Origin of the sequence: Aquamicrobium segne (assembly GCF_042656785.1) — a bacterium.
Taxonomy (GTDB): Bacteria; Pseudomonadota; Alphaproteobacteria; order Rhizobiales; family Rhizobiaceae; genus Mesorhizobium; species Mesorhizobium segne.
In genome coordinates this window covers 58,968-76,612 of record NZ_JBHSLL010000062.1, presented here as the reverse complement: position 1 = coordinate 76,612, position 17,645 = coordinate 58,968, and the positions used below count along the sequence as shown (strand labels likewise).

The window sequence follows — 17,645 nt, the reverse complement described above, 5'->3', positions numbered from 1 at the left end:
GCCTGTCATGTTTCCAGTTCAGTGTCGGCCCAGTTGGAAACAGCCCAGCGCGGATTGCTGGAAACATTTTTCACCTGCGAACTGGCAACCGTGATAAAACCCCAATCCGCAACATTGATAAGCGGCAGGTCTTGCGCGACCAGCACTTGAAGCTCTTTGTAAAGCCCGGTGCGTGCAGCTGCATCCACAGTGATGGCCGCCTTGTCGATCAGCGCATCAATCTGGCTGTTTTCATAGCCGCCCTGATTGGAGAAGGGCACGCCTGCCGGTGTGCCTGAGCGCACCAGAATGGTGGTCGAAATTGCCGGATCGCCCCGAAATACGGTTGGCGCAATGGCAAGGTCGAAATCATGGTCGGTATAAACCGCCTTTTGGTGGGCAGCGGCATCATTGTTCACCACGGTGGCGTCAATACCGACCTGCGCCAGTGCCTGACGCAGATAATCACCAAACTGGCGTGTTTCGGTAAAATAGGGGGCAGGCAAAAGCCGTAATTCAAAGCGGACGCCATTGTCCTTGCGTGGATAGCCAGCCTCATCCAGCAGCGCATTGGCCTTTGCCACGTCAAAATCATAGGTGGGGACATCGCCATTATAAAATTCCGGCGCGTTTTTCGGCACGATGCCGGTCGCTGTCTCGGCATAGCCAAGAAAAATGGTGCGCACCACAAAGTCACGGTCAATGGCATGGGCAATCGCCTGACGCACCTTCACGTCTGACAGTTCTGCGCGGCGATGATTGATTTCCACCGCAAGCTGATAGGTCAGCGCTTCATAGCCCTCGGAATAGATATCAATGCCCGGCACTTTTGAAATGCGGGCCAGATCGGTCAGCGGCACCTGACTGAAAGCGGCAAGCTGGATTTCACCGGCCTCCAGCGCCCCGGCTGCCGCTGCCCGGTCGGGCAGCACCCGAAAGATGATCTCATCCAGCTTCGGCTCGTCTTTGCCCCAGTAATCGGTGTTTTTTTCCAGCCGGTAATATTCGCCGGGGCGATAGTCGGCAAAACGGAACGGGCCGGTGCCGATCAGTCTGTTATTGGCCTGGCTTGTGGCAATATCGGCCTCATTTTCAAAAACATGTTTTGGTACAACGCTTGATACCACCGGCAAGGCATTGCGGATCAACTGGAACGGGGTTGGCTTGGCAAAGCGGAATATGGTGGTGTGCGCATCGGGCGTCTCCACATCTTCAAGATTGGCAAAAACCAGCCGTCCCAGATTTTGCAGGGGCTTCCACAGTTTTAGGGCCGAGAAGGCGACATCTGCCGAGGTGAAGGGCTGGCCATCATGCCATGTCACCCCCTCGCGCAGCCGGAAAGTGGCGGAAAGCCCGTCATCGGAACCTTCCCATGCAATTGCAAGCCGGGGTACAAGGCCATCCTCGCCATCAAAAGAGGCTTCTGCCAGCGGTTCAACCACCTTGGACGAGATGAAGAACACGCCATTGGAGGCAATGATGGCCGGGTTGAGATTGCGCGGTTCGGAATCAGCGGCAACAACAAGGCGGGTGCTGTCTTGCGCAAAAGCAAGGGAAGGCAAAGCGGTGGAGGCCAGCAGAAACGCCGAATTTTTAAGAAGGCTGCGCCGGGAAAAGGAAATGTGGACCATGTTTTTCTTCCTCAGGCAGCTTTGTTTGATTTGAATCCGGGCTCAAAGGCCCGGATTTTTCAGGTCAGATCAAACAAGATTTAACCGGCTTTTTCCAGTTTTTCTTCCCATTTGCCTAAAGCGGCCAGCCAGTTCATATGAGCGCGATGGGTGAAGGCTGCCTGTGCAGCGGCCACATTTTCGGCCTTGCCGGCCCATGCCTTTTGCGGCGCGGCCTGAAGGGCGCGGCCATAGGAAAAAGTCAGCTTCCATGGATGTGAGCCAATGGCGTTGATGGCGTTAAGATTGGCGGTCGCCTCCTCATCCGACTGGCCACCCGACAGGAAGGCAATGCCTGGAACCGCAGCCGGCACCACTTCGCGAAACAGCTTTATGGTTTTTTCAGCCACTTCCTCAGGTGAATTCCTGATGCCCGATTTCTTGCCGCCAATGACCATATTCGGCTTTAATATCGTGCCTTCCAGCATCACATCGGCTGCATTCAGCTCAGCATAGAGCTGGAGCAGCGCAAACCTGGTGACTTCATAGCAAGTGTCGATGTCATGCGCGCCATCCATGAGCACTTCCGGCTCGACAATCGGCACAATGCCAGCTTCCTGACACAGGGCGGCATAGCGGGCAAGTGCGTGGCAATTGGCGTCAATTGCATAGCTGGAGGGAACGCCTTCCTCCTCATTGATGTCGATGACGGCGCGCCATTTGGCAAAGCGTGCCCCGAGCTTATGATATTCGGCCAGGCGATCACGCAAGCCATCAAGCCCTTCGGTAATTGTATCGCCCGGATAGTTGGCCAGCGGTTTGGCGCCAGCGTCAACCTTGATGCCGGGAATGGCCCCTGCCGCCTTGATGATGTCCACCAAAGGTGTGCCGTCGGCAGCCTTCTGGCGAATGGTTTCGTCAAACAGGATGACGCCGGAAATATATTGGCTCATGGCTTCTTGCGTGCGAAACATAAATTCGCGATAGTCGCGGCGATTGGTTTCGGTGGAAGCCACATTGATGGCGTCGAAACGCTTTTTGATGGTTCCGGAACTTTCATCTGCCGCAAGAATGCCCTTGCCATCGGCCACCATGGCGGCGGCGATATCCTCAAGACGTTCGCTCATAGAAACACTCCTAAAAAAGCACCGGCAGAAACGAGATATCCGCCGCATAGCAGACCCGGTCAGGCAAAGAAATGCCGCCACCGGACCCTAATCGATTGAAAGGCCAAAGGCTTCATCTTTTGGTGAAGATCTGTGGGAATCAGCGCTTTAAAACCTCGATGCCGGGCAGGGCCTTGCCTTCCATCCATTCCAGAAAAGCGCCGCCAGCAGTTGAGACATAGGTAAAATCCTGCGCCACGCCAGCATGGTTGAGCGCTGCAACCGTATCACCGCCGCCCGCCACTGAAATTAAGGCGCCTTCACGGGTGCGCTGTGCGGCATGGCGCGCAGCAGCAAGTGTTGCCCGGTCGAAAGGCTCGATCTCGAACGCACCGAGCGGACCGTTCCACACCAATGTTGCGGCCCGGTCGATCCATTGGTTGATGATCTCGACACTTTTTTCACCGGCATCAAGGATCATGGTATCAGCCGGTACGGCCTCGATGGCAACGGTTTTGCTTGTTGCATTGGCCTTGAATTCATGCGCCACAACGCCGTCCACGGGAAGGATGACGGCGCAGCCCGCCTCTGCCGCCTCGATCATGATCTGATTGGCAGTCGTGCTTAAATCATGTTCAGCCAGCGATGTGCCAATTTGTGTGCCGCGGGCGGCAAGGAAAGTGTTGGCCATGCCGCCGCCGATCACCAGCGCATCGACCTTTTTCACCAGATTCATCAAAAGATCGATTTTTGTCGAGACCTTGGCGCCGCCGACAATGGCGACCACCGGCCTTGCCGGATTGCCCAGCCCCTTTTCCAGTGCCTCCAGTTCGGCCTGCAGGGTGCGTCCTGCATAGGCAGGCAACAGGTGCGCCAGCCCTTCCGTTGAGGCGTGAGCCCGGTGTGCAGCGGAAAAAGCGTCATTGACGTAAAGCTCGCCAAGAGCCGCTAGCGCTTGTGAAAATTCAGGGTCGTTTTCTTCCTCACCCTTGTGGAAGCGGGTGTTTTCCAAAAGCAGCACGTCACCATCTTTCATGGCGGCAATCGCTGCCGCGGATATATCATCGGCACAACCAGCAACAAACCCGACTTCACGTCCAAGCACTTCAGCAGCAGCTTTGGCCACAGGTTCCAGCGAAAATTGCGGAACTACCGCGCCCTTGGGGCGGCCAAAATGGGCAAGCAGGATGGTTTTTGCGCCCTTGCCGGCAAGCTCGGCAATTGTGGGGCCGATACGCTCGATACGGGTTGTATCCGTGACCTTGCCTTGCGCCATCGGCACATTGAGGTCGACACGCACCAGAACACGCTTGCCTGCAACCGATCCCATATCATCAAGCGTCTTGAAGCCAGCGGCCATGGTGAAAAATCCTGTTTTTAAAAAGGGGACAGAAAAACGCCCGGCTGAACCGGGCGTTTTTTATAGAGCATTTTTTGTTTTTTTGAAAACTGAAGAAACGCTCTAATGTCTTGTTTCAGCCGCATTTGTGCTTGTGTTAGATGACGCCATCCATGCTCACAAAATGCTCTGGCCAATCGGTTTAAGAAATCGTCTTTGCCAGTGCTGCAGCGGTATCTGCCATGCGGTTGGAAAAACCCCATTCATTGTCATACCACGACATGACACGCACCAGATCGCCCTGGATAACCTTGGTCTGGTCGAGCGCAAAGGTTGAGGAGGCCGGATTGTGGTTGAGGTCAATCGAGACCAGAGGCTCATTGGTGTAGGCCAAAATGCCTTTAAGCGGGCCGTCGGCTGCCGCAACCAGTGCTGCATTGACCTCTTCAACCGTAACCTTGCGGCTGGGTACAAATTTGAAATCAATGACCGAGACATTTGGTGTCGGCACCCGGATCGACACACCATCAAGCTTGCCTTTCAGTTCCGGCAGCACGAGGGCAACCGCCTTGGCGGCACCCGTTGAGGTCGGGATCATCGACATGGCTGCGGCGCGGGCGCGGTAAAGATCCTTGTGCATGGTGTCGAGCGTTGGCTGATCACCGGTATAGGCATGCACCGTGGTCATGAAACCCTTTTCAATGCCGAAGGCGTCATTGAGGACCATGGCTACCGGCGCCAGGCAATTGGTAGTGCATGACGCATTGGAGATGACAATATGATCCTTTGTCAACTTGTTATGATTGACGCCATAGACAACCGTCAGATCAGCCCCTTCAGCCGGAGCGGAGACAACGACCCGTTTGGCCCCGGCAGCAAGATGGGCGGAAGCTTTTTCTTTGGTGTTGAAGATGCCTGTGCATTCCAGCACGATGTCAACATCCAACTCACCCCAAGGCAGCTTTGTCGGGTCCCGTTCGGCAAACACCTTGAAGGAATCGCTGCCGATTGAAATCACATTGCCGTCGACCTTGACCTCATTTGGAAAACGGCCATGGACGGAATCATAGCGCAGCAAATGCGCATTGGTTTCGACCGGGCCAAGATCATTGATGGCAACAACGTCAATATCCTTGCGCCCGCTTTCATAGATTGCGCGCACGATATTGCGGCCGATACGGCCAAATCCGTTAATGGCAATTTTTACAGTCATGTCTGTCTCCTGAAATGCGAAATTTTCTGCCACTCCCGATCTGATGAGCGCATCTTGCAGGCAGGTGCAATCGCCTGACATCACAACAATGCAGCTAAAATGCGTAACAGGACAGGATGACTTTTTCTTGAAATGTCATCCTGCTCCGAATTTTTGCTTTCGAGCATAATCTGCCTGAAAAGTCTGCAACTTTTCGAGATTCTGCTTTAAAAAAGCTCAGCCGTGCAGGCGGCCTTCCACAGCATCGGCCACGGCTTCAGCCGTAATGCTGAAATGCGGATAAAGCTGTTCAATGCTGCCGCTGGCGCCAAAGCCGGTCATGCCGACAAAAATCCCGTCAGCGCCGATGATGGCGTCCCAGCCCATGCGGATGCCCGCCTCGACAGCCACCTTGACCGGGGCATTGCCGATGGTTACCTGACGATAGGCTGCATCCTGTTTTTCAAACAGGTCAAGACAGGGCACGGAAACAACACGGGTGGGGTGGCCATGGCCTTGCAACAGGTCGCGGGCCTTGAGCGCAATCTCAACCTCGGAGCCGCTGGCAAAGAGGGTGACGGCAGCCGCGCCGCCTTCCGCAGCGGCTAACTCATAGGCGCCCTTGCCAGACAGGTTTTCCTCTACATAGCTGGTGCGAACCGCGGGCAGGTTCTGGCGGGTCAATGCCAGTGTTGAAGGTGTCTTTTCCGTCTCCAGCGCAATCTGCCAGCATTCGGCAGCTTCGGTTGCATCTGCGGGGCGGAACACATTGTGGTTGGGAATGGCGCGCAAGGCTGCCAGATGCTCAACCGGCTGATGGGTCGGGCCATCCTCGCCAAGACCGATCGAATCATGGGTCATGACAAAGATCGAACGGATGCCCATCAATGACGCCAGACGCATGGCTGGACGCGCATAGTCGGAAAAGCACATGAATGTGCCGCCATAGGCAATGAGGCCGCCATGCAGGGTCAGGCCGTTCATGGCCGCTGCCATGCCGTGCTCGCGAATGCCATAATGGATATAGCGCTGGCCGTAATCATCAGGGGTGATAGCGTTGGTCTGGCTGGTCTTGGTGTTGTTGGAGCCGGTCAGATCGGCTGAGCCGCCAATGGTTTCCGGCAACACGCCATTGATAACTTCCAGCGCCATTTCCGATGATTTGCGGGTTGCGACCTTGGGCTTGTCGGCAGCCAGTTTCTTTTTGTAGTCGGCGATTGCGGCCTCAAACCCTTCTGGCAACCGACCTGCCATGCGGCGCTCGAATTCAGAGCGCTTGTCTGCATCGGTCTTGCCAAGACGGCTTTCCCATGCAGCCCGCTCTTGCGCACCGCGCGCACCAGCGGCGCGCCATGCGTCCAGAATATCGGCAGGCACGTCAAACGGCTCATAAGACCAGCCAAGCGCCTGGCGTGCACCGGCAATTTCGTCTGCACCGAGCGGCGAACCATGCACCTTGTTGGTGCCAGCCTTGGTCGGCGCGCCAAAGCCGATCACGGTTTTGGCGGCAATCAGTGTTGGCCGGTCGGATTTTTGCGCCGCTTCCAAAGCGGCAGTAATGGCATCCGGGTCAAGGCCGTCGATCCTCATCGTGTTCCAGCCGGAAGCTTTGAAGCGGGCAAGCTGGTCGGTATTGTCGGACAACGTGACCGGGCCATCGATGGAAATATTGTTGTCGTCCCAGATGACGATCAGCTTGTTCAGCTTCAGATGCCCCGCCAGGGCCAGCGCCTCCTGACTGATACCTTCCATCAGGCAGCCATCGCCTGCCAGCACATAGGTGTAATGATCGACCAGTTCATTGCCAAAAGCCGCATTCATGATGCGCTCGCCAAGGGCAAAGCCGACCGAATTGGCAATGCCTTGCCCCAGCGGGCCGGTGGTTGTCTCAATACCCGTGGCGTGGCCATATTCTGGGTGTCCGGCGGTGCGGGCGCCAAGCTGGCGGAAATTCTTGATCTCGTCGAGGGTCATATCCTCGTAGCCGGTCAGATAGAGCAGCGAATAAAGCAGCATCGAGCCATGACCGGCAGACAGGATGAAGCGGTCGCGGTCGGCCCAATGCGGGTCTTTGGCGTCAAACTTCAAAAAGCGGGTAAACAGCACTGTGGCGATATCGGCACAGCCCATTGGCAGGCCGGGATGGCCCGAATTGGCCTTCTCGATTGCATCCATGGAAAGAAAGCGGATCGCATTTGCCATCCGGTCATGTTGTTTACGCGAGGCCATGGGTTCCTCCAGGCTATATCTGGACAGGGAAAAAAGAGGTGGCTGACACATAACAGGCGGTGCCTTGAAGTCAACAAATCGGTGCGGTTTCATAGCAATTTGGCTGATTCGACGCAGGTTTTTATGGAGTTGACAGGGGACAGGCCCAGAGCTTTGTTGACGCAAGGTTCACCCACAGCCTAATATTTTTCTGATAACACGTTCTGAATGCGCAAGATTCGGTGATGCGCATGGACAGGATAAAAGCATGGCCGGGGACACTACACTTAAAGAAACCATCGCCCGGCTGGGCAAGGCCATGGAAAGCCTTGAAAGTGCTGCCATTGCCCGGCTCGATCATGAGCAGGACTATGCCGAGGCTGAAGCCGAGGTGCAGCGCATGAATGCCGACCGGTCACGTCTGGCGCAGGAACTTGACAATTCGGAAGCCCGCGCCGAGCGGCTGGAAGAAGCCAATAAGGAAGTGTCGCGTCGTCTGGTCACCGCCATGGAGACGATCCGCGCGGTGCTGGACAGATAGTTCGGGGGTGTTGCAATGGCCCAGGTAACGGTTTCAATCGACGGCAAGCAATATCGCATGGCCTGTGATGAAGGCCAGGAAGAGCATCTTGTCGGTCTGGCCGAGCGCTTTGATCGCTATGTGCTCCACTTGAAGGAATCATTTGGCGAGATTGGCGATCAGCGGCTGACGGTGATGGCCGGTATCATGGTCATGGATGAATTGTCCGAATTGCAAAGGCGCATTGCCGGGCTGGAAAGCGAAGCGGAAAACCTGCGCAAGAAGCACGATGAGGTTTTAAGCAGGGCCGGTCAGGATGATGCTGCATTATGCGGCGCACTTGGCACATTGGCTGAACGGATGGAAGTGCTGGCCGGAACCCTGAACCCGCGTAAAGAATAGGGTCAAAATCCGGGCAGGTCCGTTGCACCTGTGCCGTAAACTTCGATATTAAAATTTCCTGCTGCAAAATTTGGATATAGTGGAATATTATTCCGGAAAGACTTGGGTGCAGGTAATGCTTTTCCTGCATCTGTGCGAGTGTACCGGCTAGACTGCAACTCAGCTATTTTCAGACATAAAGGCAGGTATTTGATCATGAGCCTTCGTATTAACGACACAGCCCCCGATTTCACAGCTGAAACCACACAGGGAACTATCCATTTCCATGACTGGATCGGGGATGGTTATGGTGTTTTGTTTTCACACCCAAAGGATTTTACGCCGGTCTGCACGACCGAGCTTGGCACCATGGCCGGGCTTGAGGGCGAGTTTGCCAAACGCGGCGCTAAAATCATCGGCATTTCTGTTGACCCGGTGGAAAGCCATGTGCGCTGGAAAGAAGATATTCGTATCGCCACCGGCCATGCGGTCGATTATCCGCTGATCGGCGACAATGATCTGAAGGTTGCTAAACTGTATGACATGCTGCCAGCCAGCGCCGGTGACAGTTCAGAAGGGCGTACCCCTGCCGACAATCAGACGGTGCGTTCGGTTTTTGTCATCGGGCCGGACAAGAAGATCAAGCTTATCCTGACCTATCCGATGTCAACGGGCCGCAATTTTCAGGAAATCCTGCGAGCAATCGATTCCATTCAGTTGACGGCCAAGCATCAGGTGGCAACGCCGGCTGACTGGAAACAGGGCGATGATGTCATCATTGCCGGCAGTGTTTCCAATGAGGACGCCATCAAGCGCTTTGGCTCTTATGAGACAATTTTGCCCTATATCCGCAAGACCAGGCAACCGGCCAACTGAACCAGTTGCCGCTGCAATTTACGCATAAAAAACGGCGCTCTAAATCAGAGCGCCGTTTTTGATTTGGGTTCATGAAGGCGGCTAAAACGTGTCGTAATCTTTCAGATTCACACGACCCGCTTTAAGCCTTTGTTTTTACGCATGTCTTTATCTCGAAACTGGTTCTTAAGTTCGAGAGACAGGCTTTAAAGACTGGCTTCCGCCTTGACTGCTTCCTGCACCTTTTCAAAGGCGCGCACCTCGATCTGGCGCACACGCTCGCGGCTGACACCGAATTCGCCGGACAGTTCCTCCAGCGTCAACGGATCTTCCGAAAGACGGCGTGCCTCGAAAATACGACGCTCACGATCATTCAGAACAGACATGGCATTGGCCAGCATCTTGCGGCGATTGTCCATCTCGTCCTGTTCGATCAGCATGTCTTCCTGAGACTCGCTGTCGTCAACAAGCCAGTCCTGCCATTCGCCGCCTTCGCCTTCCGTGGCCCGGATGGGCGCATTGAGTGAAGCATCGCCTGACAGACGGCGGTTCATGGACACCACTTCGGCTTCGGAGACATTGAGGCGCGTGGCAATTTCGGTCACCTGATCGGGTCTGAGATCACCATCGTCGAGCGCCTGAATCTTGCTCTTGACCTTGCGCAGGTTGAAGAACAGCCGTTTCTGATTGGCGGTGGTGCCCATTTTGACCAGGCTCCACGAGCGCAAGATATATTCCTGAATAGAAGCCCTGATCCACCACATGGCATAGGTGGCCAGACGGAAGCCGCGCTCGGCTTCAAACTTCTTGACCGCCTGCATGAGGCCGACATTGCCTTCTGAAATCACCTCGCCGATCGGCAGGCCATAGCCGCGATAGCCCATGGCAATCTTGGCTACGAGCCGTAAATGGCTGGTTACGAGCTTATGAGCCGCTTCGGTGTCGCCATGCTCATGATAGCGCTTGGCGAGCATATACTCTTCCTGCGGCTGGAGCATGGGAAAGCGGCGAATTTCTTCAAGATAGCGGGTCAGACCGCTTTCGCCGGAGACGATACTGGGTAGTGACTGGGCCATAAAGCACCCTCCTCTTTTCTGTCATGCCCCCGAAAGACGGCAGGCATATGGCGTGGACACCGAAAACGCATATCCACAAAAATCAACTATACAGGAACAAAACCAGAAACACACGGATTTATTCCTCATCCTGTCTGCATTCCTGCTTCAGGAAACAGATATGCATGGTCAAAGTAAACAATATAAGTCAGGTTTTTTGATGGCAGGGGTCAGATTTGATGAAAATGGCTCACCAAAGCAGCCATATCCGCAGGCAGCGGCGCTTCAAACCTCATGAGCATATGGGTTGTGGGATGGCGAAATGCAAGCAATCGCGCATGCAGCGCCTGCCGCGGAAAGGCTGAAACCAGCTCTTTCAATTCAGGCGGCAGCCGGTTTGCCTTGGTGGCGAAAGCCTGACCATAATCACGGTCGCCAATCACCGGGTGGCCGATATGGGCCAGATGCACCCGGATCTGATGGGTGCGGCCGGTTTCCAGTCGACACTCGACAAGGCTGGCTGGAGCATGGCGGGCATTGTCTTCGCCAAAGCGTTCCTCAACCTGAAAATGGGTGATGGCGTGGCGGGCATCCTCACGGGTTGGCGGAACCACAGCGCGCCGTACCCGGTCTGGTGCGCGGCCAAGCGGGGCGTCAATTGTGCCCGACATATGTTCAGGTATCCCCCAGACAAGGGCTGTATAGGCGCGTTCCAGATCGCTTTTGCGGCCATGATCGGCAAAGGCTTGCGCCAAGGCTTCATGGGCATGATCGGTCTTGGCGGCGACCAGCACACCGGATGTGTCCTTGTCGAGCCGGTGGACGATGCCGCGCCGCCTCTCACCACCCATGGTGGACAGGTGGTCGCCGCAATGCCAGATCAAGGCATTGACCAGCGTGCCGGTTTCATTGCCCGCGCCCGGATGCACCACCAGCCCGGCCGGTTTGTTGATGACGATCAGATCCTCATCTTCATATAAAATATCAAGGGGGATCGGTTCACCTTGTGGTGCGGTGGATTGCGGCCCGGGCAGGGTAACGGCGATTTGCTCGCCTTCTGCAAGCCTGTGTTTGGGCTCATGAACAATATGGCCGCCAATCCGCACCGCCCCTTGCCTGATCAGCGCCTGTATACGGCTGCGGGACAGGTCGGGGGCCAGTTGTGCCGCCAGCCATTGATCCAGCCGCAGGCTTGCGGCCTGTGCATCGGCAACCAGTTCGCGCCTTTGGCCCTCTATCAATCATGCCTCCGCTTCGTTATGACCGCTCAACCTGTCAAAGAAAAAAGATGCGGACCCTGCCATGCCCCGGCTCGAAGATGAAGACGAAAACGAAAATGAAAAGCCGCTCGACCCCTCCGTCGAAAATGTGCGTCGCAAGATGGTCCGCTTCATGGGCATCAATCTGGGCATCCTGTTTTTTGCCCTTATGGTGGTGATTGCAGCCCTTGTCTATAAATCCTGGTCGACGCAGTCGCCCGTTGCGGCGCCTGCCGGTGATATTCAGACCCCCACAGGCCAGCCGGTTGAGGCCGATATTGTGCTGCCGGTTGGCGCGCGCCTCATTTCACAATCAATTTCAGGTGATCGGATTTCGCTTGAGGCTGAACTGACAGATGGTGCGCGTGTCATCTTTATCTATGATCTGGCAGGACAAAAGCTGATCGGACGGTTTTCCATCCGCAATAAATAGCTGGTTTTTACTTGCGAGGCGGATGAAATGCCTGTCTTGAAAATGCCATGGAATTGGGCCTATTCTCAATACCAGCCGCTTCTTATAAGCGAGCGGTGTGGTTGTTCTTGTTTTGAAAGGAAAGACACTGAGAACAGCATTTCAGAAGAAGGCTGACAAAGCGCCTTCAACCGCCGGAGCACGTGCAAGCCAGTCTCATGCTCTCGACATCGTTCTTGCCAGTCTTGAAGACTCCAAGGCCGAAGATATTGTTCCCATTGATCTTCAAGGTAAATCCAGTCTGGGCGACCATATGGTCATCGCCTCAGGCCGGTCGCACCGTCATGTTGCAGCCATTGCCGATCATCTGCTCAAGGCGCTCAAGGATGCAGGTCTTGGCGCACCGCGCATTGAAGGGCTGGCAGGGGCTGATTGGGTTCTGATCGATTCGGGCGACATCATCATCCATATTTTCCGTCCAGAAGTTCGTGAGTTCTACAATCTGGAAAAGATGTGGCTGACACCGGACCTGCCCGACCAGGATGACGAAACGCGCCATTAGAGCATTTCTTGTTTTCATGGAAACGGATGAAATGCTCTAAAACCTGTCTCCGAACCGGGGAACCGTTTCGGGATAAAGACATGTGTAAAAATAAAAATCATGCGTGGGAACGGGCATGAAACTGACCATACACGCCGTGGGCCGCATGAAATCCGGTCCCGAAAAAGAACTTGGCGACCGTTATTATGAGCGGTTTGCCAAAACAGGACCGGCTGTCGGTCTTGAATTTGGTGGCATCATTGAAACTCCTGAAGGACGTGGCCAGACGGCTGACGAGCGCCAGCGCGAGGAGGGCCGCAAGCTGCTGGGCACTCTTCAGGCTGGCACGGCTCTTCTGTTGCTCGATGAGCGAGGCAAAAATCTTTCGTCCAAAGAGCTTGCCCGGCAGATCGGCAGCATGCGTGACAATGGCCGCAAGGCGCTTGTGATCGCCATTGGTGGCCCTGATGGTCATCCGGTGGAATTGCGTGACAAGGCTGATCTGGTCTTGTCCTTTGGCGCGCTCACCTGGCCGCATCAGCTTGTGCGGGTTCTGCTGGGTGAACAGCTTTACCGCACTGCCACAATTCTGGCTGGGCATCCTTACCATCGGGCCTGAAAATCAGAGCCGAACAGTTTTCCGGTTGTTGCGAAATTGCACATATGGTTGATCATTCCTTAACGATCCCTTGCCTATCGTCACGCCCCCATGAATGAGTGCGTCAAATTGCAATCCGGTCTGAAGAAGGCGCGTTCGCTGCTGGCGGCGCTGGCGCTTGTGTGCACGGCCAGCCTTGGCCCTGCACAGGCGCAAGAGGCGGATGAAATTGATGCCAAACGTGCTGAATATGAGCAGGTAACGCAGGAAATCAGCCTGTCATCGGAACGGCTGGCCAGACTTGCCGCTGATATTGCCGGGATACGCAAGGATTATGCCAGCATCACTGCCGCCCTCATCCAGTCGGCCAAGACCGAGCAGAAACTTGGTCAGGATATTGATGAGATTGGCACAAGACTGGAAGGGCTGAAGGCGCAAGACAGCCATATTCGCGATTCGCTGGCTGAGCGCAGCGATGTGCTGGCCGAAGTGCTGGGCGCATTGCAACGCATGGGGGTCAATCTGCCGCCGGCCATTCTGGTGCGTCCCGAAGATGCGCTGGCCTCGGTGCGCAGCGCTATTTTGCTGGGGACGGTTGTGCCTGAACTGCGCCATGAAACCGAAAAGCTGATGGCGGATCTGAAAGAGCATTCGCGTGTCGTCGCCTCGATCGAGGCTGAGCGGGCGCGGCTGACGGCGTCTGTGACCGAGCAATTGGCTGAAAAGCAGCGGCTGACGCTTTTGCTGGAGGCGCGCAAGAAATTTCAGGAAGAAACGCAGGCAATCATCAAGACCGAACAGGACAATGCGCAGGCGCTTGCTGCGCGCGCGCGCAGCCTGAAAGACCTGATTGCCGCCCTTGACGATCAGGCTAGGCAGAAGGCCCAAGAGCAGGCGCGCCTTGAGGCCTTGCCGGTTCCCGAGGCCAACCGGCTGCTGGAGCGCATTCCTTTTAGCTCATTGAAAGGTCAGATTGTCTTGCCTGCTATTGGCGCGATAAAACGCCGGTTTGGCGCCAATGACGGTAACGGATCAGTGATGCAAGGTGACATGGTTGCGACACAATCAGGCGCCATCGTCACTGCACTTGCGGATGGTGAAATACTTTATGCCGGACCATTTCGTTCCTATGGTCAACTCTTGATCCTTGATGCGGGTGGCGGTTATCATGTCGTTCTGGCGGGGATAGACAGGCTGACTGTCGCGTCCGGTCAATCTGTTCTGGCAGGTGAGCCGGTTGGTGTGATGGGTGAGGCAAGAGTGGCAAGCACTTCAGCCGCACAGGATGCAAATACCACATTGGGGCTCTATATCGAGTTCCGCAAGGATGGTAAACCGGTTGATCCGGCCCCGTGGTGGGCCGACCGTGTTTCTGGAAGGACGTGAAATGATGCGGAAACTCTCGCTCTTGCTTGCCGGTGCGCTTATGGGCGCGACCGCCATGAGCCTTGTCTATGGCACTCCGGGCACGGCAGCGAATGCGGCGGGAGCCGAGACCTACAAGCAGCTTGCCATTTTCGGCGATATTTTTGAGCGTGTGCGCGCCCAATATGTGACGCCGCCCGATGACAAATCGCTGGTTGAAAATGCCATCAACGGCATGCTGACCTCGCTTGATCCGCATTCCTCCTTCATGAATGCGGAAGCTGCACAGGATATGCGCGTGCAGACCAAGGGCGAATTTGGCGGCCTTGGCATTGAAGTCACCATGGAAAACGAGTTGGTCAAGGTTATTGCGCCGATTGACGACACGCCCGCTGCCCGGGCAGGTGTTCTGGCAGGTGATTACATTGCAAAGATCGATGGCGAGGAAGTGCGTGGCCTGACCCTTAATGACGCCGTGCAGAAGATGCGCGGGCCGGTTTCGACACCGATCACGCTGACCATTTTGCGCGAGGGCGCAGACAAGCCGTTCGACATCAAGGTCGTGCGCGACATCATCAAGGTGAAGGCGGTTAAATTCCGCACCGAAGATGATGTTGGCTATATCAAGATCGCCTCTTTCACCGAAAAGACCTTCGATGATCTTGAAGCGGCCATCACGGCGATCAAGAAGGACATCCCCGACGACAAGCTCAAGGGCTATGTGCTCGACCTGCGCCTCAATCCGGGCGGGTTGCTTGATCAGGCGGTTAGCGTTTCAGACGCTTTTCTCGACCGTGGCGAGATTGTTTCGACCCGTGGCCGTGATCCCAAGGATGTGACCCGCTTTGATGCCCGCCCCGGTGATGCCGTCGATGGCAAGCCGCTGGTGATTCTCATCAATGGCGGATCGGCCAGCGCTTCTGAAATCGTTGCCGGTGCGTTGCAGGATCTGCGCCGCGCCACGGTGGTCGGCACCCAGTCTTTTGGCAAGGGTTCGGTTCAGACCATCATTCCGCTGGGCGAAAATGGTGCGCTGCGCCTCACGACAGCGCTGTATTACACGCCATCCGGCAAATCGATCCAGGGCAAGGGCATTGCACCCGACATCAAGGTTGATCAGCCATTGCCACCTGAATTGCAGGGGCGTGACCTGACGCGCGGTGAATCTGACCTCAAGGGACACATCAAGGGCGCTGAGGAAGAAGATAGCGGCTCCGGTTCGGTTGCCTATGTTCCGCCCGAGGCCAAGGATGATCTTCAACTGAACTATGCGCTGGAACTGTTGCGTGGCCAGAAGACCGATCCGGCCTTCCCGCCCAACCCGGACAAGGCTGTTTTGAACCAGTAATGATGCCGGGTCAGGCGGCGCAGACTTGTTCAGGGGGCGGAGAGGACATATTGCTTGTCTGACAAGAAGGAGATCGACCGGCCCCTTGGACAGGGATTGGGGCAGGGACAAAAACCGCTGCACAGGGCGGAGCCGCGTGTTCCTGTTGCCATGGGAGCAATCATTGGCGGTCTTGTCGTTGTCGCCCTGCTGGGCGCTTCCACCATGATTGCGCTGCGTGAACGGCCATGGCGCCAGCCGGAAGTCATTGCCACACCCCAATCCTTGCCTGAAGCAACCACAAATGCGGCCTCTTCGCCGCAAATCTCTGCCCAGCCCGCCCAGCCCGGTGGGCCGCAGATCATTCGTGTTCAGCAAGAAGAGCACGGAGAAGATGGCCCGATCATTATCCGCGATCCATCCGCCCTGCATCAGGATTTGCGCATTGCCCATCTGCCGGATCGAGCATTGATTGAAGAAACAGACGCAGGCCCCTTGCCCAAGCGTGCAGCAGATGGCAGGCGGCCTTTTGATGTCTATGCCCGGCCCTGGTCAGGCACGCGCGGTGCGCGTGTCGCCATTGTCATTGGCGGTCTGGCTGTATCGCAAACCGGCACGCAGGCTGCGATTGCGCAATTGCCGCCGGAGGTGACGCTGGCTTTTGCTTCAGGCGGCAATTCGATCGGTCGCTGGATGCAGGAAGGCCGCCGCAAGGGTCATGAAATCATCATGCAGATGCCGATGGAGCCTTTCGATTATCCAGCCATTGATCCCGGCCGCAACACGCTGACCGTGGAGGCCTCTCAAACTGAAAATCTGCAAGCCCTGCATCGGGTGTTGTCGCGCACCACCAATTATGTTGGCGTCATGAATTATATGGGGGCACGCTTCAGCGCCGACAGTCAGGCGCTTGGTCCCATCATGCATGAATTGGCGGTGCGTGGCCTTGGCTATCTGGATGACGGCTCTTCTGCGCGCAGCCGCGCCCCGGAACTGGCCGCACAGGAACACATGCCGCTTGCTGTTGCCGATACGCAAATTGATGCGGTGCAGGATCGTGACGCAATCTTGAAAAAACTCGATGAGCTGGAAGCCACGGCGCGGGCAAAGGGCAGCGCTATCGGCATTGGCTCCGCCTTCGGCATGACGGTTGACGCGGTCGCCACATGGGTTGAAGAAGCAAAGATGCGCGGCATTGAGATTGTGCCGATTTCCGCCCTTGCCAATGATCCGGAGAAACGCTGAGCCATGTCAATCAAGAGATCTGTAGACGCCAAAAGCCTGCCCTATCGTGCCTGTGTGGGGGTGATGGTGCTCAATCATGAGGGGCTGGTCTGGACCGGGCACCGCCTTCCCGAACCTCAGGACGAAACGACAGGCTCCGACCTGTTGTGGCAAATGCCGCAAGGCGGCATCGATAAGGGCGAAGAGCCGCTTGCTGCTGCCCGGCGTGAGCTTTTTGAGGAAACCGGCATGGAAAATGTATCTCTGCTGGGAGAGGTGGCGGACTGGCTCTATTATGATTTGCCGCCTGAACTGACAGGGCTGGCCCTCAAAGGGCGCTATCGTGGACAGATGCAGAAATGGTTTGCCTTTCGTTTTGAGGGTGATGAAAGCGAAATCCGGATCAACCCGCCGCCTGCGGGCAATCCGGCTGAATTTGACCGCTGGGACTGGCTGCCCATGGCGGATTTGCCGAGGCTGATCGTGCCCTTCAAGCGCCAGGTTTATGAGGATGTGGTCAAAGCCTTCCGGCATCTTGCCGGATAAGATTTGCACATGGGAATACGGTGCATTCTGTCGAAAGCACACAGGATACTCTACCTATATCTATCTGTAGCTAAAGCCTGTCTCCCGAACTGGGAACCAGTTTCGGGATAAAGACATGCGTAAAAACA

At 55.9% G+C, this 17,645-nt stretch carries 17 protein-coding genes; 10 read left to right on the top strand and 7 right to left on the bottom strand.

Annotated elements, in window-relative coordinates:
- Positions 1 to 5: 5 nt before the first annotated feature.
- From ACFPLB_RS17085 to tkt, 5 genes are all read right to left on the bottom strand, one after another.
- Entirely contained in the window at positions 6 to 1,610 is a 1,605-nt protein-coding gene (locus ACFPLB_RS17085; protein WP_378231912.1) for an ABC transporter substrate-binding protein, read from the bottom strand.
- 80 nt (positions 1,611 to 1,690) lie between these two features.
- Complete coding sequence (locus tag ACFPLB_RS17080; protein ID WP_378231910.1) at positions 1,691 to 2,716, bottom strand: class I fructose-bisphosphate aldolase; 1,026 nt, start codon at positions 2,714 to 2,716, stop codon at positions 1,691 to 1,693.
- 139 nt (positions 2,717 to 2,855) lie between these two features.
- A complete protein-coding gene (locus ACFPLB_RS17075) occupies positions 2,856 to 4,055 on the bottom strand; it encodes a phosphoglycerate kinase (protein WP_378231908.1) in 1,200 nt (399 codons plus the stop codon).
- A gap of 181 nt (positions 4,056 to 4,236) precedes the next feature.
- Positions 4,237 to 5,247, bottom strand: a complete 1,011-nt coding sequence (gene gap, locus ACFPLB_RS17070; protein WP_378231906.1) for a type I glyceraldehyde-3-phosphate dehydrogenase — start codon at positions 5,245 to 5,247, stop codon at positions 4,237 to 4,239.
- Between the two features lie 216 nt (positions 5,248 to 5,463).
- Positions 5,464 to 7,455 carry a transketolase gene (gene tkt / locus ACFPLB_RS17065; RefSeq protein ID WP_378231904.1) on the bottom strand — a complete coding sequence of 664 codons (1,992 nt, stop codon included), beginning with the start codon at positions 7,453 to 7,455 and terminating at the stop codon, positions 5,464 to 5,466.
- Positions 7,456 to 7,702: 247 nt separating this feature from the next.
- Here tkt and ACFPLB_RS17060 point away from each other — a divergent pair, with 247 nt between their 5' ends.
- The 3 genes from ACFPLB_RS17060 to ACFPLB_RS17050 all read left to right on the top strand — a co-directional run bounded on the left by ACFPLB_RS17060 (position 7,703) and on the right by ACFPLB_RS17050 (position 9,211).
- Positions 7,703 to 7,975, top strand: a complete 273-nt coding sequence (locus tag ACFPLB_RS17060) for a DUF4164 domain-containing protein (protein WP_378231902.1) — start codon at positions 7,703 to 7,705, stop codon at positions 7,973 to 7,975.
- Positions 7,976 to 7,990: 15 nt separating this feature from the next.
- Entirely contained in the window at positions 7,991 to 8,356 is a 366-nt protein-coding gene (locus ACFPLB_RS17055; protein WP_378231900.1) for a cell division protein ZapA, read from the top strand.
- Positions 8,357 to 8,551: 195 nt separating this feature from the next.
- Complete coding sequence (locus tag ACFPLB_RS17050; protein ID WP_378231898.1) at positions 8,552 to 9,211, top strand: peroxiredoxin; 660 nt, start codon at positions 8,552 to 8,554, stop codon at positions 9,209 to 9,211.
- Between the two features lie 185 nt (positions 9,212 to 9,396).
- Here the strand turns inward: ACFPLB_RS17050 and rpoH are convergent, their stop codons facing one another.
- Together rpoH and ACFPLB_RS17040 are read right to left on the bottom strand one after the other, a co-directional pair.
- Positions 9,397 to 10,266: an RNA polymerase sigma factor RpoH gene (gene rpoH, locus ACFPLB_RS17045; protein WP_378231896.1), complete on the bottom strand. Its 870-nt coding sequence runs from the start codon at positions 10,264 to 10,266 to the stop codon at positions 9,397 to 9,399.
- Between the two features lie 209 nt (positions 10,267 to 10,475).
- Positions 10,476 to 11,486, bottom strand: coding sequence for an RluA family pseudouridine synthase (locus ACFPLB_RS17040; protein ID WP_378231894.1), 1,011 nt, complete (start codon positions 11,484 to 11,486; stop codon positions 10,476 to 10,478).
- A 61-nt stretch (positions 11,487 to 11,547) separates the two neighbouring features.
- Here ACFPLB_RS17040 and ACFPLB_RS17035 point away from each other — a divergent pair, with 61 nt between their 5' ends.
- The 7 genes from ACFPLB_RS17035 (at position 11,548) to ACFPLB_RS17005 (ending at position 17,517) form a co-directional block, all read left to right on the top strand.
- Positions 11,548 to 11,937 carry a fimbrial protein gene (locus ACFPLB_RS17035; protein ID WP_378231892.1) on the top strand — a complete coding sequence of 130 codons (390 nt, stop codon included), beginning with the start codon at positions 11,548 to 11,550 and terminating at the stop codon, positions 11,935 to 11,937.
- 127 nt (positions 11,938 to 12,064) lie between these two features.
- A complete protein-coding gene (gene rsfS, locus ACFPLB_RS17030; RefSeq protein WP_378232002.1) occupies positions 12,065 to 12,478 on the top strand; it encodes a ribosome silencing factor in 414 nt (137 codons plus the stop codon).
- Positions 12,479 to 12,593: 115 nt separating this feature from the next.
- Positions 12,594 to 13,076: a 23S rRNA (pseudouridine(1915)-N(3))-methyltransferase RlmH gene (gene rlmH, locus ACFPLB_RS17025; protein ID WP_378231890.1), complete on the top strand. Its 483-nt coding sequence runs from the start codon at positions 12,594 to 12,596 to the stop codon at positions 13,074 to 13,076.
- A gap of 90 nt (positions 13,077 to 13,166) precedes the next feature.
- On the top strand, positions 13,167 to 14,441 hold the full coding sequence (locus ACFPLB_RS17020) for a murein hydrolase activator EnvC family protein (RefSeq protein WP_378231888.1): 1,275 nt from the start codon (positions 13,167 to 13,169) through the stop codon (positions 14,439 to 14,441).
- A gap of 1 nt (position 14,442) precedes the next feature.
- Positions 14,443 to 15,768: a S41 family peptidase gene (locus tag ACFPLB_RS17015; protein WP_378231886.1), complete on the top strand. Its 1,326-nt coding sequence runs from the start codon at positions 14,443 to 14,445 to the stop codon at positions 15,766 to 15,768.
- Positions 15,769 to 15,822: 54 nt separating this feature from the next.
- On the top strand, positions 15,823 to 16,992 hold the full coding sequence (locus ACFPLB_RS17010) for a divergent polysaccharide deacetylase family protein (protein WP_378231881.1): 1,170 nt from the start codon (positions 15,823 to 15,825) through the stop codon (positions 16,990 to 16,992).
- A 3-nt stretch (positions 16,993 to 16,995) separates the two neighbouring features.
- Positions 16,996 to 17,517 carry an RNA pyrophosphohydrolase gene (locus ACFPLB_RS17005; protein ID WP_378231879.1) on the top strand — a complete coding sequence of 174 codons (522 nt, stop codon included), beginning with the start codon at positions 16,996 to 16,998 and terminating at the stop codon, positions 17,515 to 17,517.
- Positions 17,518 to 17,645: the final 128 nt, after the last annotated feature.